General features: G+C 65.4%; 12 protein-coding genes and 2 pseudogenes. 9 read left to right on the top strand and 5 right to left on the bottom strand.

Features of this window, described 5'->3' with window-relative positions; all coding sequences use genetic code 11:
* Positions 1 to 239: 239 nt before the first annotated feature.
* The 3 genes from AKN84_RS42680 to AKN84_RS42670 all read right to left on the bottom strand — a co-directional run bounded on the left by AKN84_RS42680 (position 240) and on the right by AKN84_RS42670 (position 3614).
* Entirely contained in the window at positions 240 to 1229 is a 990-nt protein-coding gene (locus AKN84_RS42680) for a Bug family tripartite tricarboxylate transporter substrate binding protein (protein ID WP_050426327.1), read from the bottom strand.
* Between the two features lie 82 nt (positions 1230 to 1311).
* Complete coding sequence (locus AKN84_RS42675; RefSeq protein ID WP_050426326.1) at positions 1312 to 1821, bottom strand: hypothetical protein; 510 nt, start codon at positions 1819 to 1821, stop codon at positions 1312 to 1314.
* A 224-nt stretch (positions 1822 to 2045) separates the two neighbouring features.
* Positions 2046 to 3614 (bottom strand): hypothetical protein, encoded by a 1569-nt coding sequence (locus tag AKN84_RS42670; RefSeq protein WP_244485781.1) that lies wholly within the window; start codon positions 3612 to 3614, stop codon positions 2046 to 2048.
* Between the two features lie 127 nt (positions 3615 to 3741).
* Here AKN84_RS42670 and AKN84_RS49785 point away from each other — a divergent pair, with 127 nt between their 5' ends.
* Positions 3742 to 4239, top strand: coding sequence for an antibiotic biosynthesis monooxygenase family protein (locus AKN84_RS49785; RefSeq protein ID WP_244485780.1), 498 nt, complete (start codon positions 3742 to 3744; stop codon positions 4237 to 4239).
* Positions 4240 to 4422: 183 nt separating this feature from the next.
* Positions 4423 to 4848: a GFA family protein gene (locus tag AKN84_RS42660; protein WP_050426323.1), complete on the top strand. Its 426-nt coding sequence runs from the start codon at positions 4423 to 4425 to the stop codon at positions 4846 to 4848.
* A gap of 11 nt (positions 4849 to 4859) precedes the next feature.
* Here the strand turns inward: AKN84_RS42660 and AKN84_RS42655 are convergent.
* Positions 4860 to 6046 (bottom strand): annotated as a pseudogene (locus AKN84_RS42655) (DUF2125 domain-containing protein).
* 155 nt (positions 6047 to 6201) lie between these two features.
* Here AKN84_RS42655 and AKN84_RS42650 point away from each other — a divergent pair.
* On the top strand, positions 6202 to 6807 hold the full coding sequence (locus AKN84_RS42650; protein WP_050426322.1) for a gamma-glutamylcyclotransferase: 606 nt from the start codon (positions 6202 to 6204) through the stop codon (positions 6805 to 6807).
* Positions 6749 to 8685 (top strand): annotated as a pseudogene (locus tag AKN84_RS42645) (caspase family protein). Before AKN84_RS42650 ends, AKN84_RS42645 begins: the two are co-directional and overlap by 59 nt.
* A gap of 69 nt (positions 8686 to 8754) precedes the next feature.
* On the opposite strand, the gene AKN84_RS46955 reads toward AKN84_RS42645, so the two are convergent.
* Positions 8755 to 9078, bottom strand: a complete 324-nt coding sequence (locus AKN84_RS46955; RefSeq protein WP_128971676.1) for a hypothetical protein — start codon at positions 9076 to 9078, stop codon at positions 8755 to 8757.
* Between the two features lie 192 nt (positions 9079 to 9270).
* Between AKN84_RS46955 and AKN84_RS48615 the strand changes: the two genes are divergently transcribed.
* The 5 genes from AKN84_RS48615 to AKN84_RS42610 all read left to right on the top strand — a co-directional run bounded on the left by AKN84_RS48615 (position 9271) and on the right by AKN84_RS42610 (position 15593).
* Positions 9271 to 9762 carry an ankyrin repeat domain-containing protein gene (locus AKN84_RS48615; RefSeq protein ID WP_202814730.1) on the top strand — a complete coding sequence of 164 codons (492 nt, stop codon included), beginning with the start codon at positions 9271 to 9273 and terminating at the stop codon, positions 9760 to 9762.
* Positions 9759 to 10028, top strand: coding sequence for an ankyrin repeat domain-containing protein (locus AKN84_RS48610; RefSeq protein WP_202814729.1), 270 nt, complete (start codon positions 9759 to 9761; stop codon positions 10026 to 10028). Before AKN84_RS48615 ends, AKN84_RS48610 begins: the two co-directional genes overlap by 4 nt.
* A 154-nt stretch (positions 10029 to 10182) precedes the next feature.
* Complete coding sequence (locus AKN84_RS42620) at positions 10183 to 13485, top strand: efflux RND transporter permease subunit (protein ID WP_050426316.1); 3303 nt, start codon at positions 10183 to 10185, stop codon at positions 13483 to 13485.
* A 58-nt stretch (positions 13486 to 13543) separates the two neighbouring features.
* Positions 13544 to 14011, top strand: coding sequence for a peroxiredoxin family protein (locus AKN84_RS42615; RefSeq protein WP_050426328.1), 468 nt, complete (start codon positions 13544 to 13546; stop codon positions 14009 to 14011).
* 100 nt (positions 14012 to 14111) lie between these two features.
* Complete coding sequence (locus AKN84_RS42610) at positions 14112 to 15593, top strand: aldehyde dehydrogenase (protein ID WP_050426315.1); 1482 nt, start codon at positions 14112 to 14114, stop codon at positions 15591 to 15593.
* The last annotated feature ends 109 nt before the right edge of the window (positions 15594 to 15702 follow it).

Below are 15702 nucleotides of genomic sequence, written 5' to 3'. Positions count from 1 at the left end.
ACCGCATTTGCTTGTGAACGAGATCGTGGCCCCGGCGTCGCACAACAACTGAGATTTGGGGTAATGGATCCTGGCTTTCGCCAGGACGACGATGGGGATCGTTCTCGATTCAAGACATCGAACACACGGTGTCATCGCAACGCCGTAGGATGGGTAGAGCGCAGCGAAACCCATCATCTCTCCACGCGGAAAGAAGATGGGTTTCGCTTCGCTCTACCCATCCTACAATTCCGGACGACTTACGCCGGCGGCAGGCCGAGCGATTGCGCCGCTTCCATCCAGACCGGCAATTCGCGCTGATAGAGCGCGTTGCTATCCTTGAAGCCGATCGCGGGTTCCAGCACGAAGGTCGCGAGCACCTCCTTCACCTTGGGATCATTGCTGGCGGCGACGCAGAGTTCGGACAGCCGGTCGACGATCGGCTGCGGCGTCGCCTTCGGTAGCGCCCAGCCCGAGAAGCCGCTCACGGTGAAGAATTTCGATGTCGCGCCCTGTTCGGGCAGGGTCGCAATCCCGGGGATCGCATCGACCTTCTTGGAGTGCACGCCGAATACGACGCCGCGGTTGCTCTGCAGGACGGTTTGCGCCGCGGTGTAGCTGCCCATCGCGACATCGAGCGTGCCCTCTGCAAGCCCGGTCCACATCGGCGCCTCGCCGCGATAATGGATCGGCTCGATATTCAGGCCATATTGCTTGTTGAGTTCGTTGATCGTCATGTGCGGGGCGGAGCCGGCGCTATAAGTGCCGAAGTTCACCTTGCCGCTGCTCCGCGCGTGGGCGACGAATTCCGCCAGCGTCTTGACGCCGAGTTTCGGGCTCGCGACCAGCAGCAGCCCGGCGCCCGGAATGACGCTGACCAGCGTCAGATCCTTGTCCATGTCGTAGCCGGGGTTCTTCATCATCGCCCGGTTCATGACATAGGTGGTCGAGATCGAGCACAGGATGGTGTGCCCGTCAGGCGCGGCGCGAGCGACCTCGGCGGCGCCGATCGAGCCGGAGGCACCGGCCTTGTTCTCGATGACGACGGTTTGCCCGACCTGCCTTGCGATGAATTCGCCGAAGGCACGCGCCAAAAGGTCGGTCTGCCCACCGGCCGGATAGCTGCAGATCATGCGGATTTGCCGCGACGGCCAGGCGGCCTGCGCCGAGGCGCCGCGCGACAGCAACGGCATTACGGCGGCGGCCGCTCCGGCAGCGATGACGTGACGGCGGCTGAATGTCGCTGGCATTTTGGTCCCTCCCCGATTTTTCAGCGAGGGTACCGCATCGGTCGGTCTCAGCTACGGGACAGATTGGCGCAGCGGGGCGCGCTCACCGCCGCAACCGTTGATCCCTGATCGGTCCCGCCGATATCGGCGCCACCTTCTGCGTCAGCCGCTGGCGGCCGACAAGGCCGGCCGTCGCCAGCATGAGGACGCCGCCGAACCACCAGGAGCCGATCACGAACTCCCAGGCCCGCGGCGGAATCTCGTCGAAGATGATGCCGTAGACCGACACCAGCGCTGCCAGCGCGGCGAGGAAGATACCGCCCGCGCTCATGAGCTCGACGGCATCGATGCGCCCCGTCGCGCGCAAGGCTGGCCTCGGAATATCGATGCCGAGATAGAAGCCGGCAGCCCCGATCACGATCGTCGTCACGATGAAGGCAAGTGTCCCGAAGAGAACGACATGCCCCTTCGCCAGCTGCGCGGCGACGAAGGTGCCGGCCATGGCACCGGCCATCGCGAGGCCAGTTCGCTGCAACATATGCGCGGCGCGGCTGACCATCATCAACTCGCGGGCGATCACGGCTCTCTGCTTCGGCCTGGACATGATCCTCATCTGCGGTCTCCTTTACCAGCGCCTGGGTCCGCAAAGGCCTTGAACCTGTCTGTCCCGTCATTGCGAGCGAAGCAATCCATTGCGCAGCAGGTACAGCGGTGGATTGCTTCGTCGCTTCAGCGCAAAATTGCTTTGCAATTTTGTCGCGAGCTCCTCGCAATGACGGGGGCTAATAGGTTCACACTCCTCTCAGAACCGAAGCAGGCTATTTCGTGCTCGACGCCCTAGAACGGGTAGTAGCGGATCTGCGACATGATGATGTGATCGTCGGTCCTCGGCGCGCCGCCGACACCTGCGAAGGCGAAACGCTGGTTGTAGGAGTACTGGACGCCGGCCTTGATCGCCCCGTAGTCACCCTTGAAGATCGTGTCGTAGAAGCCGGCGGTATACTGCCTGACCTCCGAGGTGTTGCCGTTGCAGGTCGCGGCCGGCGAGTTCTCGATGTTGCAGCCGAGATTGTTGTAGAGCGGATTGCCGTAGCCGAACGGCACCGAGCCGACATTGGAGAACGTCGCCTTGGTCTTCTCGAGGCCGGCATAGGCATAGAGATCGAGCGACGGCGTCGTGTGCCAGACCGTGCCGAGCAGAAACGCGGTGATCGGCAGCGGCTGGATCGAGCCGTCCTGGCGCAGCGTCGCGTCCGGGAACGGCGTCGCGGTGAAGCGGCCGAGCGCGCCGTGTGACGCCGAGCCCTGCAACTCCAGGAGCTTCGGCACGATCTCCGCCGAGAAATGCCCGCCGAAGCTCACCGTGTTGACGTCGTGATTGGCGAAGTTGAAGTGGTCGTAGAAGTCGCGATACATCGCCCAGCCCTCGAGATGCAGCTTGTAGGGCCCGAGCCGCGGATCCCACGCCCCCTTCACGGTGAAGTCAGGCACGTGGTTGAGGCTGACATTGTTGGCGTTGTTGAAGAAGCTGCCGCCCGGACCGGTGAGGTTGACCAAGAGGTTCGGATTGAGCACGCCCTGCGGCCCGACCGCGGGCGTGCCGACCAGCGGCGTGTTGCCCCCGAAGAACGAGGTCTGCGGATTCTCCGCCGAGACCGCGAGCTTGAATTCAGGCCCGATGTCCTGCCAGACCCGGATGCCGGGCTGCCGCGCCGCAAGGAAGCCGGGCACCGATTCGAAATCGATCACGCCGGGCGCATCGACCGAACGCGGATCGATGCCGGCCTTGCTCGGTGCGTTGAGCGACCAGCTCTGGCCGGCAAGGACATGCAGGCCGAGATCGGTGCGATCGACCTCGACGCTGGCCTGGCGCAGCCGCGGGTTGAAGGAGTTGGTGGCAACCGAATTCGCGGTCTGCGCCGCGCCTTCGAAATCCATTTCGCCGTAGCCGGCGACGCGGGTGTTGGCGAACACCTCGGCTTCCGCAAGCACCGAGAAGCGGGTCTGCCGCGCGGAGAAGCGCGACTCGCCGGTGTTGAAGTTCTTGCTCTGCGGGAACGGGATGAAGGCGTAGACCGAACCAGTGTCGGAGGCGAGATTGCGGGTGCGATAGATGCCGGTGAGATCGACCCAGCCGCCGAAGGTGAAGGTAACGCCCTTGTAGCAGAGCTTGCCCGATGCGCACGGATCGAACGGCACCGGCGCCTTGGCCGCCATCTTCGTGTTTTGCATTGCGTTCTGCCTTGCCGCCAGCGCCTCCTCCTTGCGCGCCTGCACCTCCATTTTCTGTTCGAGCTGCTTGAGGCGTGCCTTCAACGCCTTCAGTTCTGACGCATCGTCATCCGCCAACGCTGGACCTGCCGACAACAGCATGCTGCCGAGCAGAATTCCCCCGAGAATTCGCATCGCTTCCTCCACACGAGGTTGTTTCCTCAGGCGAGAGAGAGCGGTACTCGGGGAATGATATTCGCGGCGACCCGCAAGATTGCGGTCACGTTTTTTCTCATCGCGGCCGCGGGAATAGATTGCCGCGATGGACGATATCGCGCGCGAGGGAATAACGAGTCTGCTCCGTACGCAGGGCGGGATTGGCGCAGCGCAATGCGCCTCTCAACATCGCGCGGTGTGTAACAACACCGGTCGCGAATTCGAATTGTCGTCGGACGCTTGTTCTCAAGCCCACCATGGACATTCGACGAACAAAGGACGGAACATGATCGGTGAAATCATAGTCGTGGGGGACCTGAAGCTGCGCGAGCACGCCTCGCTCGACGAATACAACCGGCTGGGCGAACGCATGTACGAGATTGTCAGCCGCCTTCCGGGATTCCTGTCGGTCAAATCGTTCAAGGCAGAAGATGGCGAGGAGCTCACCCTGTTTCGCTTCGCCTCGGAGGAAGCGCTCGAAGCCTGGCGCACTCATCCGGAGCATGTCGAAACCATGCGGCGAGGACATGCCGAATTCTACGCCAGCGGCTTCCTGCAAATCTGCAAGGTGATCCGCGAGGTCGGCCCGTTCGAGCATTCCTGAACGCCCGGCAGCAACGCGCAACCACGCAGGGCGATTCGCGCACCGCACCGTCGAGGTGACGGCGCGCCTTCGCGTGAGTTTTTCTAACGCCATGCGCGAGTTTTTGCGGGATTGTCCGGCTCGAAGTTTAAGGATAGGTCCGTACCGAGATCAGTCTCAGTCAGTTGCGGAGACACAACCAACATGGCGGACAACACGAGGATTCGGGCTGGCCAGTGCCATTGCGGCACGGTCCGTTTCGAGGTGACACTCAGCGACGGCTTCGACTCGATCCGCCGCTGCACCTGCTCCTACTGCCGCATGCGCGGGGCCGTCGTTGCCATGGCCGAAATGGGCGGGATCAAATTCCTGCAGGGCGAGGACGCGCTGACAAGCTACCGCTTCCATAGCGGAGCGGCGCAGCACTTCTTCTGTTCCCGTTGCGGAATCTACACCCATCATCAACGACGATCCGACCAGGACCTCTATGCCGTCAACGTCGCTTGCCTCGACGGGGTCAGCCCGTTCGATTTCCCCAACGTGCCTGTCATGGATGGCGTCAATCACACCAACGACACCGGCAAGCCAACACGTCGCGCCGGCACGCTCCGCTTCACCCCGACTGACTGAGCGACGTTTGCTCAGAACAGCGGCGGGATCTGCGCGACCTTCAGCGGGCCCAGAAACACTGCGCCGTCGGCGAAACGCAGCGGGAAGCTGCGCGCCTTCTTGCCTTCGAGCGTGGCCTCGGTGCCGAGCGAATTGATCCCGGCCGAGATGCCGGCATTGGCGTTCTGCTTGATCACCTTGCCGAGGCCGGGGATCGCGCGGTCCAGCGCGCCGAAGAGATTGCTGAGGTCCTGGCTCTTCACGCCCGGGGCGACGCGGTCGAGCGTCGACTGCGGCACGCCCTCCTCCAGCATCTTGTCGATGCCGAGCGCGGGGACGACGCGCTCGAGGCCGGCGACCGTCATCTGCAGCTCGCCCTCGATGCGGCCTTGCGCGTTGAGGCGCAGCGTGCCCGCCGCGACCGACAGCACATCGCCCTGCTCGATCCGCGACTGCTGGATCTCGACGCTGCCGCCGGCCGCCTGGATCTCGCGAAAGCATCGGGCCACGGCTTTGGCGAGAAATCCTTCAACCCGTTCAGCCGCGCATGGATGTCGGCGTTGGACGGCTGGGTGAGCAGCGGATGCACCTCCTGCAAGGTGCCGCCATTGATCTGCAGCACGGTCTCGATCGCGGGGCTGTCCGGCGCCGAGCCCTCGACCTGCCGGCCATGCAGCTCGATGTGATTGACGCGCATCAACGGCGTCGGCGCAGGTCCGCCGGTGCGATCGATAGCGAGATCGTCGAACACGAGCGAGGCGCGCTGCGGCACCGCCGGCAGGCCGACTACGCTGGCGCGTCCGAGGCGCCAGTCGACCGACAACGTCGGCTGCGCATTGCGTTCGGCGATCGTGGCCGGACCCTTGAACTCCGCGATCACGAGCTTGGGATCATAGATCTGCGCCACGACCAGGATCTCGGCCAGCCGCGCCACGAACGACATCTGCGGCGAGGCGGTCTGCGACACCAGCATCACGCTGGGCTGCTCGCAGCGGATCTCGAGCCGAAACGGGTAACCCGCCACCGAACGCTTGTCGCAATCATAGACCCGGCCGGCCTTCGCTTCCTGCGCGCGCCAGGCATCGGCCTGCACGCCGACCTGCGAGGCGGCGAAGAACCAGAATCCGCTCCACAGCACCGCGGCGATCAGGACCGCGACGGGGACGGCATAGAGGCCGAAGCGCGAGCGGCGGCGGGGGGCGGAGATCAAATCGGACATGCGGCGTCCTTTGGAGCGCGAATTTGTCAAAATCTAAGCGGCTGCACGGCTTGAACAACCCGTGACCAAGCCCCTGAGCAACCCTCGAGCAACCCTTGGAAACATCACGGAATCTGCTTCGCTTGGGCGGCCCGTTCTGCTAGCCCATCAGCGCGATGTCAGCAAATCCCCCCCATTCCGAAACCGACGGCGACCTCTGGGTGTTCGGCTACGGCTCGCTGATGTGGAAGCCGGGCTTCGAGTTCCTGGAGCAGGTGCCGGCGCGGCTGATCGGCGAGCATCGCGCGCTCTGCGTCTATTCGTTCGACCACCGTGGCACACCGGAGAAGCCGGGCCTGGTGCTCGGGCTCGATCGCGGCGGCGCCTGCCGCGGCATCGCGTTCCGCGTCGCCGCCCACCTGCGCCACGACACCATCGCCTATTTGCGGTCGCGCGAGCAGACCACCAACGTGTATCGCGAGGTGATGCGCTCGGTGTGGCTGGAGAATGCGGCGCGCGATCGCGTCTCTGCGCTGGCCTATGTCGTCGACCGCGGCCATGTGCAATATGCCGGGCGGCTGTCGCTAACCGAGCAGCTGCGCCTGGTGCAGCAGGGCCATGGCCGCTCCGGCAACAACCGCGACTATGTGCTCTCGACGGTCGCCTCGATCGAGAAGCAGGGTTTTCGCGACGGCCCGCTGCACCAGCTCGCGGCGATGCTGCATGATTCCGGCCCGCTGCATCGGGACGCACGTGCGGCTGACGGGCTCGATCCGGCCTGAGCGCGGAACCTCGCTCGCGAATTCTTGCCACGGCGCGAACAACATTGTGGTCTCAATTTCCGGTCGCTGGAATGGAATGACCGGAATGCGCCCCTCATTGCTCAAGCTCGCCGCACTCGGCCTGCTGTTGCTGCTCAACGCCCCATCCTATGCCGGACTGCGAGAGGATGGCGCGGCGTGCGATGCCAAGGATCCGCACCCGGAGCTTGCGATCCCCGCCTGCACCCGCCTGATCGCGGCCAATCCCAGGGGACGCGACCTTTCGATCACCTATTACAACCGGGCGCTGGCCTGGCATAACAAGGGCGATCTGGAGAAAGCCAAGGCCGACTACGATCAGTCGATCGCGATCAATCCGTCGTTCGCGCCCTCCTATGGCCAGCGCGCCAAGGTCTATCTGCAGAACCAGGACTACGACCGCGCGCTGAGCGATTTCGATCGGGCGATCCAGCTGAAGCCCGCCGGTCCGTTCAGCGCCGGCTGGTTCAACAATCGCGCCGAGCTGTTCGTTGCCACCGGCGACTATGAGCGCGCGCTGGCCGATTACGGCAAGTCGATCGAGCTCGATCCCAACTCGTGGTACGCCTATGTCAACCGCGCGCTGGTCTATGATTTCAGCGGCAAGGACCGGCTCGCGGCGCTGCATTGCCAGGACGCGATCAAGCTCGCGCCCCGCGCGGCCGGCCCGTATTATTGCCGCGCCGTGGTCGAAATCAGCGCCGGCGATCTCGACAATGCCGCGCGGGATGTCGAGCGCGCGATCGGCATTCAGGATGGGCAAGCGGAGTTCTACTCGCTGCGCGGCCTGACGCTGGCGAGCAAAGGCGAGCTCGACGGGGCCTTGCGCGACTACGACCACGCGACGCAACTCAATGCCCAGGGCGCGCTGAATTACGCACGGCGCGGTCTCGCCGACGAGAAGAAGGGCGACGTTGACGCTGCGCGGGCCGACTTCCGGCATGCGCTCGACGTCATCGGCCTCGACCAGCTCGACCGCACGCAGGGCCAGCGCGTCGCCAGGGAAGGCCTGCAACGGCTGGAGAAGGTCGCCAGCACGGACAAGAGCCTCATCGCGGATCACGGCACGACCAAGCCAGCCACTGCGGTCACTGCGGCGGTTCCGATCGCACCGGTCGGCGCAGGCTCGAAGGCGGCGACCGAACGGCGCGTCGCGCTCGTCGTCGGCAATTCGAAATACCGCTCCGTGCCGGTGCTGCCGAATCCCGGCCAGGACGCCGCTGCGATTGCCGATACGCTGCGCGCGGTCGGCTTTCAGGATGTCCGCCTCGTCACCGAGCCACGCGCGACAGCCTGGTCGAAGCGCTCAAATCATTCGCCAACGCGGCCGACGGCGCCGACTGGGCGGTGATCTATTATGCCGGCCACGGCATGGAGATGGCGGGCGAGAACTATCTGGTGCCGGTCGACGCGAAACTTGCGACCGACCGCGACGTGCCATTCGAGGCCGTCGCGCTGACCCAGGTGATGGGCTCCACCGAAGGGGCGCGCAAGCTGCACCTCGTCATTCTCGATGCCTGCCGCGACAATCCGTTCGCCAACCAGATCAAGCGCACCGTCGCGTCGCGGTCGATCGGCAGGGGCCTGGCCCAGGTCGAACCCGACAGCGGCACGCTGGTGGTCTACGCCGCCAAGCACGGCCAGGTCGCGCTCGACGGCGACGGTGGTCACAGCCCGTTCGTGACGGCGCTGATCAAGCGCATGCAGACGCCCCGGATCGAGATCCGCAAGCTGTTCGACCTCGTGCGCGACGACGTCATGGCCGCGACGGATCGGCGGCAGCAGCCTTTCAGCTATGGCTCGGTTCCGGGAGCCGAGGATTTCTACTTCGTCGGCGCGAGCCAGAATGCGGCGAAATAGGCGGGATGCAGGAGCAAGCGCACGAGATTGCCACTTGTGCGGCATGATGACGAACGCGCAGCGATGCGTCTACTTGCCTTTCGTTCGCTTGCCCAAGCGCCGTTTGGCGACTTCGCCCAGCGGGCTATCGGGCGATTTACGGAATGCTTTGAGCTTCTTCATTCGGCCTTTGCGCAGAGCATCCGAATGCGCCTCATCGGCTATCTCGTCCACGACGTTTCCCCGAGCAGCGATGAGGGACTGTCGCACAGAACGACGCTCGTCCTGATGCGAGAGTTGCTTGCTGCGCGGAATGTTCTTTCGGCTACTCTTTTGATTTTCACCATATGTATTGCGCCGGTCGTGCTGGTAGCTCAACCGCTTCTTCTCCTGGGGATTTTTCGTCTTGCTCACAGATGGGTCTCCGGGCTCTTCTGGGAACGACACCCTTGCGGAGGCAGCAACCGCGCCTACCTCTCAACTATCACCTTTCGGGGTCTCCGTCGCTCTTCCCAACCACACCAGCGCCCCGGCGTCCGTGGGCGCGAATAACATCGGCCATACAGTTACGGCATCATCGATCCCATGTGCGACAGGAGGCTGGCGATGACCACTGACGTGCCCAGATTGCGAAACCACGACCCGCTCGCCGTCGAGCTGACGGCAGCCGTCAAGGCCGGTGAGGCCGAGCGCCTGCGCGCGATGCTCGCCGCGCATCCCGAACTCGCCCGCTGCGTGGTCGTGGATGCGAAGGGCGGCGGCCGGAGTCCGCTGCACCTGCTTGCCGATTGGCCGGGCCACAATCCGAATGCGGCAGCGATCGTGCAGATCCTCGCTGCAGCCGGCGCCGATCTCGATGCGCCGGCGGCCGCAATGTGGCATCGCGAAACGCCGCTGCACTGGGCAGCCAGCAGCGACGACGTCGCGCTGATCGACGCGCTGCTCGATGCCGGCGCGACATCGAGCATGAGGGCTCATCGATCGATGGCGGCCCGCCATTGTCGTCCGCCGTCGGCTACGGCCAATGGGCGGCGGCACGGCGGCTGGTCGAGCGCGGCGCGCGGACGGCGCTGTGGCAGGAGGCGGCGCTGGGCATGATGCCGGAGATTGTCCGTCGGCTCGAGACCGCGGCCCTCCCGGCCGAGGAGGTTTCAGGGCCGTTCTGGAACGCCTGTCGCGGCGGGCAACTCGCCACGGCAAAATATCTGCTCGAGCGGGGGGCCGACCTCAACTGGCCCGCTCCCTGGTCCGGGCAAACACCGCTCGACATCGCCGAGCAAGCGGAACATCGCGAGGTCGCGGCCTGGCTTCTTGAACGTGGCGCGACCCGCGCGAAGAAGGGCTCCGGACCGGACGCGAGCTGAACGGCTCGGGATTATCGCGCCGCAAATCCGATCGTGGCTTGGCCGCAACCCGGCAAATCGCGGCGGAGGTGTGGCAGCGCCCTGTGACATTTAGGCTTTTGCATCGCGACGCGGACGGATAGAAGCTCATCCGCAAACATCGCTCGCTGATGCAATGAACCTCTCCGCCCCCTTTGTCCGCCGGCCGGTCGGCACCACGCTGCTGTCGCTTGGACTTGTGGTGGCGGGCATCATCGCGTTCTTCAAGCTGCCGGTGTCGCCGCTGCCCGACGTCGACATCCCGACCATCATGGTGCAGGCGACCTTGCCCGGCGCCAGCCCCGCCGACGTCGCCGCCACCGTGGCGAGCCCCCTGGAACGGCACCTCGGCCAGATCGCCAGCGTCACCGAGATGACCTCGGTGTCCTCGCTCGGCAACGCCCGCATCACGCTGCAATTCGATATCGACCGCGACATCAACGGCGCCGCGCGCGACGTGCAGGCGGCGATCAACGCGGCGCGCGCCGACCTGCCGACCAACCTCCGCGCCAATCCGACCTACCGCAAGTTCAACCCGGCCTCGGCGCCGATCCTGATCTACACCCTGACCTCGGACACGCTGACGCCGGCCGAGCTGTATGACGCCGCCTCGACCGTCCTGGCGCAGAAGCTGTCGCAGGTCGAGGGCGTCGGCGAAGTTTCGGTCGGCGGCGGCTCGCTGCCCGCGGTGCGCGTCGAGCTGATCCCGCCGGCGCTCTACAAATACGGCATCGGGCTCGAGGACGTCCGCGCCGCGCTGTCGAGCGCCAACGCGCACAGCCCGAAGGGTGGCATCGACGTCGGCGACCAGCGCTACCAGATCTACGCCAACGACCAGGCCCGCAAGGCCGCCGACTACAGGCCGTTGGTCGTCGCCTACCGCAACGGCGCGGCGGTACGGCTGACCGACGTCGGCGACGTGATCGATGCCGTGGAGAATGCGCGCACGCTGGGCCTTGCCAACGGCAAGCCGGCCGTCGTGATGATCGTGTACCGGCAGCCGGGCGCCAACATCATCAAGATGGTCGACAATGTGAAGGGGCTGATGCCGCAGCTGAAGGCCTCAGTGTCGCCCGCGGTCGACATCACGCTCGCGATGGACCGCTCGAAGACGATCCGGGCCTCGCTGCACGACGTCGAGATCACGCTCCTGATCGCGGTCGCGCTGGTGATCCTGGTGGTGTTCGCGTTCCTGCGCAATGCGCGGGCGACGCTGGTGCCTGTGGTGGCGGTCGGCGTGTCGCTGATCGCGACCTTCGCCGTGATGTATCTGCTCGGCTACACGCTCGACATCTTCTCGCTGATGGCGCTGACGGTGGCGACCGGCTTCGTGGTCGACGATGCCATCGTGGTGCTGGAAAACATCACCCGCCACATGGATGCCGGGCTGTCGCGGCTGGAGGCGACGCTGGTCGGCACCCGCGAGGTCGGCTTCACCGTGCTGTCGATGAGCGTGTCGCTGGTCGCGGTGTTCGTGCCGATCCTCTTGATGGGCGGGCTGGTCGGCCGGCTGTTCCGCGAATTCGCCATGACCATCACGATCGCGATCGTGATCTCGCTGGTGGTCTCGCTGACCACGACGCCGATGATGTGCGCCGTGCTGCTGCGCAAGGAGGAAGGCCAGCCGCATGGCCGGATCTACCGGATCAGCGAGCGCGTGTTCGAGCTGCTGTTGGGCGGCTACCGCGCGACGCTCGGCCACGCGCTGCGCCATCCCCTGCTGGTGATGCTGATCCTAGGCTCCACGCTCTATTTGAATTTTCATCTCTACAGGGTCGTGCCGAAGGGCTTCGTGCCGCAGCAGGACACCGGGCTGCTGGTCGGCTCGATCCAGGCCGACCAGAGCACCTCGTTCCAGCTGATGCAGCAGAAGCTGACCCAGTTCATCGACATCGTGAAATCAGATCCGGCGGTCGATACCGCGGTCGGCTTCACCGGCGGCGGTGGCGTGGGGCCGGGCGGCACCAACACCGGCACCGTGTTCGCCTCGCTGAAGCCGATGGGCGAGCGCAACCTGCGCGCCGACAAGGTGATCGAGCGGCTGCGCGAGCCGTTAGCGAGCGTGGCCGGCGCCACCCTGTTCCTGCAATCGATCGGCGACCTCGGCGCCGGCGGACGCTCGGGCAATGCGGCGTATCAATACACGCTGAAGGGCTCGACCTTCGCGGAGCTGAACGAGTGGACGCCGAAGCTCGTCGCGGCGTTGCAGAAGGAGCCGACGCTCGCCGACGTCAACAGCGACCAGCAGAACAAGGCGCTGCAGGCCAATCTGGTGATCGATCGCGACGCCGCCTCGCGGCTCGGCATCACCGTCAGCCAGCTCGACAACACGCTCTATGACGCGTTCGGGCAGCGCCAGGTCTCGACCATCTTCGTCGCGCGCAACCAGTATCACGTCATCATGGAGGTCGCGCCGCGCTTCTCGCAGGACCCGCAGACCCTGAAGGAGGTCTACATCTCGACCTCGGGCGGGTCGGCGACCGGTACCCAGAGCACCAATGCGGTGGCCGGAACTGTGGCCTCATCCTCGCAGAAGAACTCGTTGAGCTCGATCGCCGCCAATGTGGTACGCAACCAGGCGACCAATTCGATCGGCGCCACCGGCAAGGGCGTCGCCTCGACCGGAACCGCGGTCTCGACCAGCGCCGAGACGATGATCCCGCTGTCCAGCGTCGCGCGCTTCGAGCATGGCGATACGCCGCTCTCGGTCAATCACCAGGATCTCTTGGTGTCCAGCACCATCTCCTTCAATCTGCCGCCGGGGGTCTCGCTGAGCACGGCCACCACCACGATCGAGACCGCGATGCACGCGCTCGGCATGCCCGCCGGCATTTCCGGCGGCTTTGCCGGTTCAGCGAAGATCTTCCAGCAGGCGCTGGCGAACGAGCTGTTCCTGATCCTCGCCGCGCTCGCGACGATCTACATCTCGCTCGGCATGCTCTATGAGAGCTACATCCACCCGCTGACCATCCTCTCGACCCTGCCCTCGGCCGGCGTCGGCGCGGTGGCGGCCTTGATGCTGTCGCACACCGATTTCGACATCATCGGCATGATCGGGGTGATCCTCTTGGTCGGCATCGTGAAGAAGAACGCCATCATGATGATCGACTTCGCGCTCGACGCCGAGCGCCAGCGCGGCCTGTCGTCGCGCGATGCGATCTACCAGGCCTGCCTGATGCGCTTCCGCCCGATCATGATGACGACGCTCGCCGCTTTGTTCGGCGCGGTGCCGCTGATGATCGGCCTCGGCGAAGGCAGCGAGCTGCGCCAGCCGCTCGGCATCGCGATCTTCGGCGGACTGATCCTGAGCCAGATCCTGACGCTCTACACGACGCCAGTGGTCTATCTCTATCTCGACCGCGCGAGGCTGTGGACCCAGCGGCGCCGTGCCGCACGCCGTGCACGGCGGGCAGCAGCATCAGGCGCCGCCGGTCGTTGACAGACCGGCGCCGATCTTGCCACCCTGCCGCAAGGTGGCAGGCGCAAGGGATGGAGCCGTGACTCCAGCACCGGAAATCGCCGTGTCGCGCTGGTTCAACAGCAGCGAACCGCTGACCCTGGCCGGGCTGCGCGGCCGCCCGGTGCTGCTGCACGCGTTCCAGATGCTGTGTCCCGGCTGCGTATCGCACGGCACGCCGCAGACCCAGCGCGCGTTCGAGCTGTTCAAGCATTCCGACCTGAAGGTGATCGGGCTGCACACCGTATTCGAGCACCACGCGGCGATGACGCCTGTGTCGCTCGAAGCCTTCATTCATGAATACCGGCTGACCTTCCCGATCGGCGTCGACGAGGCCGGCGACGGCACGCCGATCCCCGTCACCATGCAGCGCTACGGCATGCAGGGAACCCCGACCAGCATCCTGATCGGCCGCGACGGCAACATCGTGCATCACGGCTTCGGCCAGCAGAGCGACATGGCGCTCGGCGCGATCATCGCGGCCGAGCTTGCCGCACCGCACGGCTGACGCCCAAGCAATCCACTCACGCAGCTGCGTTATGACGGCGTCGCGCAGGGCGTGATAGCCTTCCGCCAACCCTAACTGATCGCCGCGACGGGAGGATCTCATGAAGACCTATCAGCTCTACATCAACGGCCAGTATGTCGACCCGGCCAATGGCGAGTGGTTCGAATCGATCGATCCCTATCGCGGCGAGGCCTGGGCGAAGATTCCGCGCGGCACGGCCGCGGACGCCGACAAGGCGGTGAAGGCTGCAAACGAGGCGATGTGGAACGGCCCCTGGGCCAAGATGACGGCCTCCGCCCGCGGCAAGGCGATGCGCAAGCTCGGCGACCTCGTCGCCGCCAATGCCGAGCGTCTCGCCGAGATCGAGGTGCGCGACAACGGCAAGCTGATGGCCGAGATGCTGGGCCAGCTGCGCTACCACCCCGAGTGGTGGTGGTATTTCGGCGGCCTCGTCGACAAGCTCGAGGGCGGCCTGGTGCCGATCGACAAGGCCGAGACCTTTGCCTACACGACGCATGAGCCGGTCGGCGTTGTCGCGGCGCTGACCGCCTGGAATTCGCCGCTGCTGTTCGTCGCCTGGAAATGCGCCGCCGCGCTCGCGGCCGGCTGCGCCGTTGTCGTCAAGCCGTCTGAGTTTACTTCGGCCAGCACGCTGGAATTCGCGGCGCTGACGAAAGAGGCCGGAATTCCCGACGGCATCTTCAACGTGGTGACCGGCTTCGGGCCCGAGGCCGGCTCCGCGCTGATCTCGCATCCGGGCGTCGCCAAGATCACCTTCACCGGATCGGATACGACGGGCGCAAAAGTCTACGAGACCGCGGCCAAGAGCCTGAAGCGCGTCTCGCTCGAGCTCGGCGGCAAGTCGCCCAACATCGTGTTCGAGGATGCCGACCTCACGGCGGCGGCGGCCGGCGCGATCTCCGGCATCTTCGCCGCGACGGGGCAGACCTGCATCGCCGGATCGCGGCTACTGGTGCAGAGCTCGATCAAGGAGAAGTTCGTCGCGCGCGTGCTGGAGCTGGCGAAGTCTGCCAAGATCGGCGATCCGATGCAGTCCGACACCAATGTCGGCCCGATCACGACACCGGCGCAGTACAAGAAGGTGCTCGACTACATCGATATCGCGAAAGCCGAAGGCGCGCGCTGCCTGCTCGGCGGCAAGCCTGCCTCCGGCGACGGCATCAAGGGCGGGCAATTCGTCGAGCCGACCATCTTCACCGACGTCGACAACACCATGCGGATCGCGCGCGAGGAGGTGTTCGGCCCGGTGCTGTCGATCATCTCCTTCGACACCGAGAAAGACGCCATCCGGATCGCCAACGACACCATCTACGGCCTTGCCGCCGGCATCTGGACCAAGGACCTCGCCCGCGCCATCCGCGTGCCGAAGCAGCTGCGCGCCGGCACCGTGTGGGTGAACACCTACCGCGCCATCAGCTACATGATGCCGTTCGGCGGCATGAAGTTCTCCGGCGTCGGCCGCGAGAGCGGCATCGACGCGGTGCGCGAATATCAGGAGACCAAGAGCGTCTGGATCTCGACCGCGACCGACGTGCCGGCGAATCCGTTCGTGATGCGATGAGGACTAACGGGTCGTCATAGGCCGCAAGCATTGCTGCGCTCCCTCTCCCGCTTGCGGGGGAGGGTTGGGGTGGGGCTCTCCCCACAACTCCCGCTGCGGCAGGAGCCCC

Origin of the sequence: Bradyrhizobium tropiciagri (genome assembly GCF_001189845.1) — a bacterium.
In the GTDB taxonomy this organism is placed as follows: domain Bacteria; phylum Pseudomonadota; class Alphaproteobacteria; order Rhizobiales; family Xanthobacteraceae; genus Bradyrhizobium; species Bradyrhizobium tropiciagri.
This window is presented reverse-complemented; position numbering and strand designations above follow the sequence as displayed.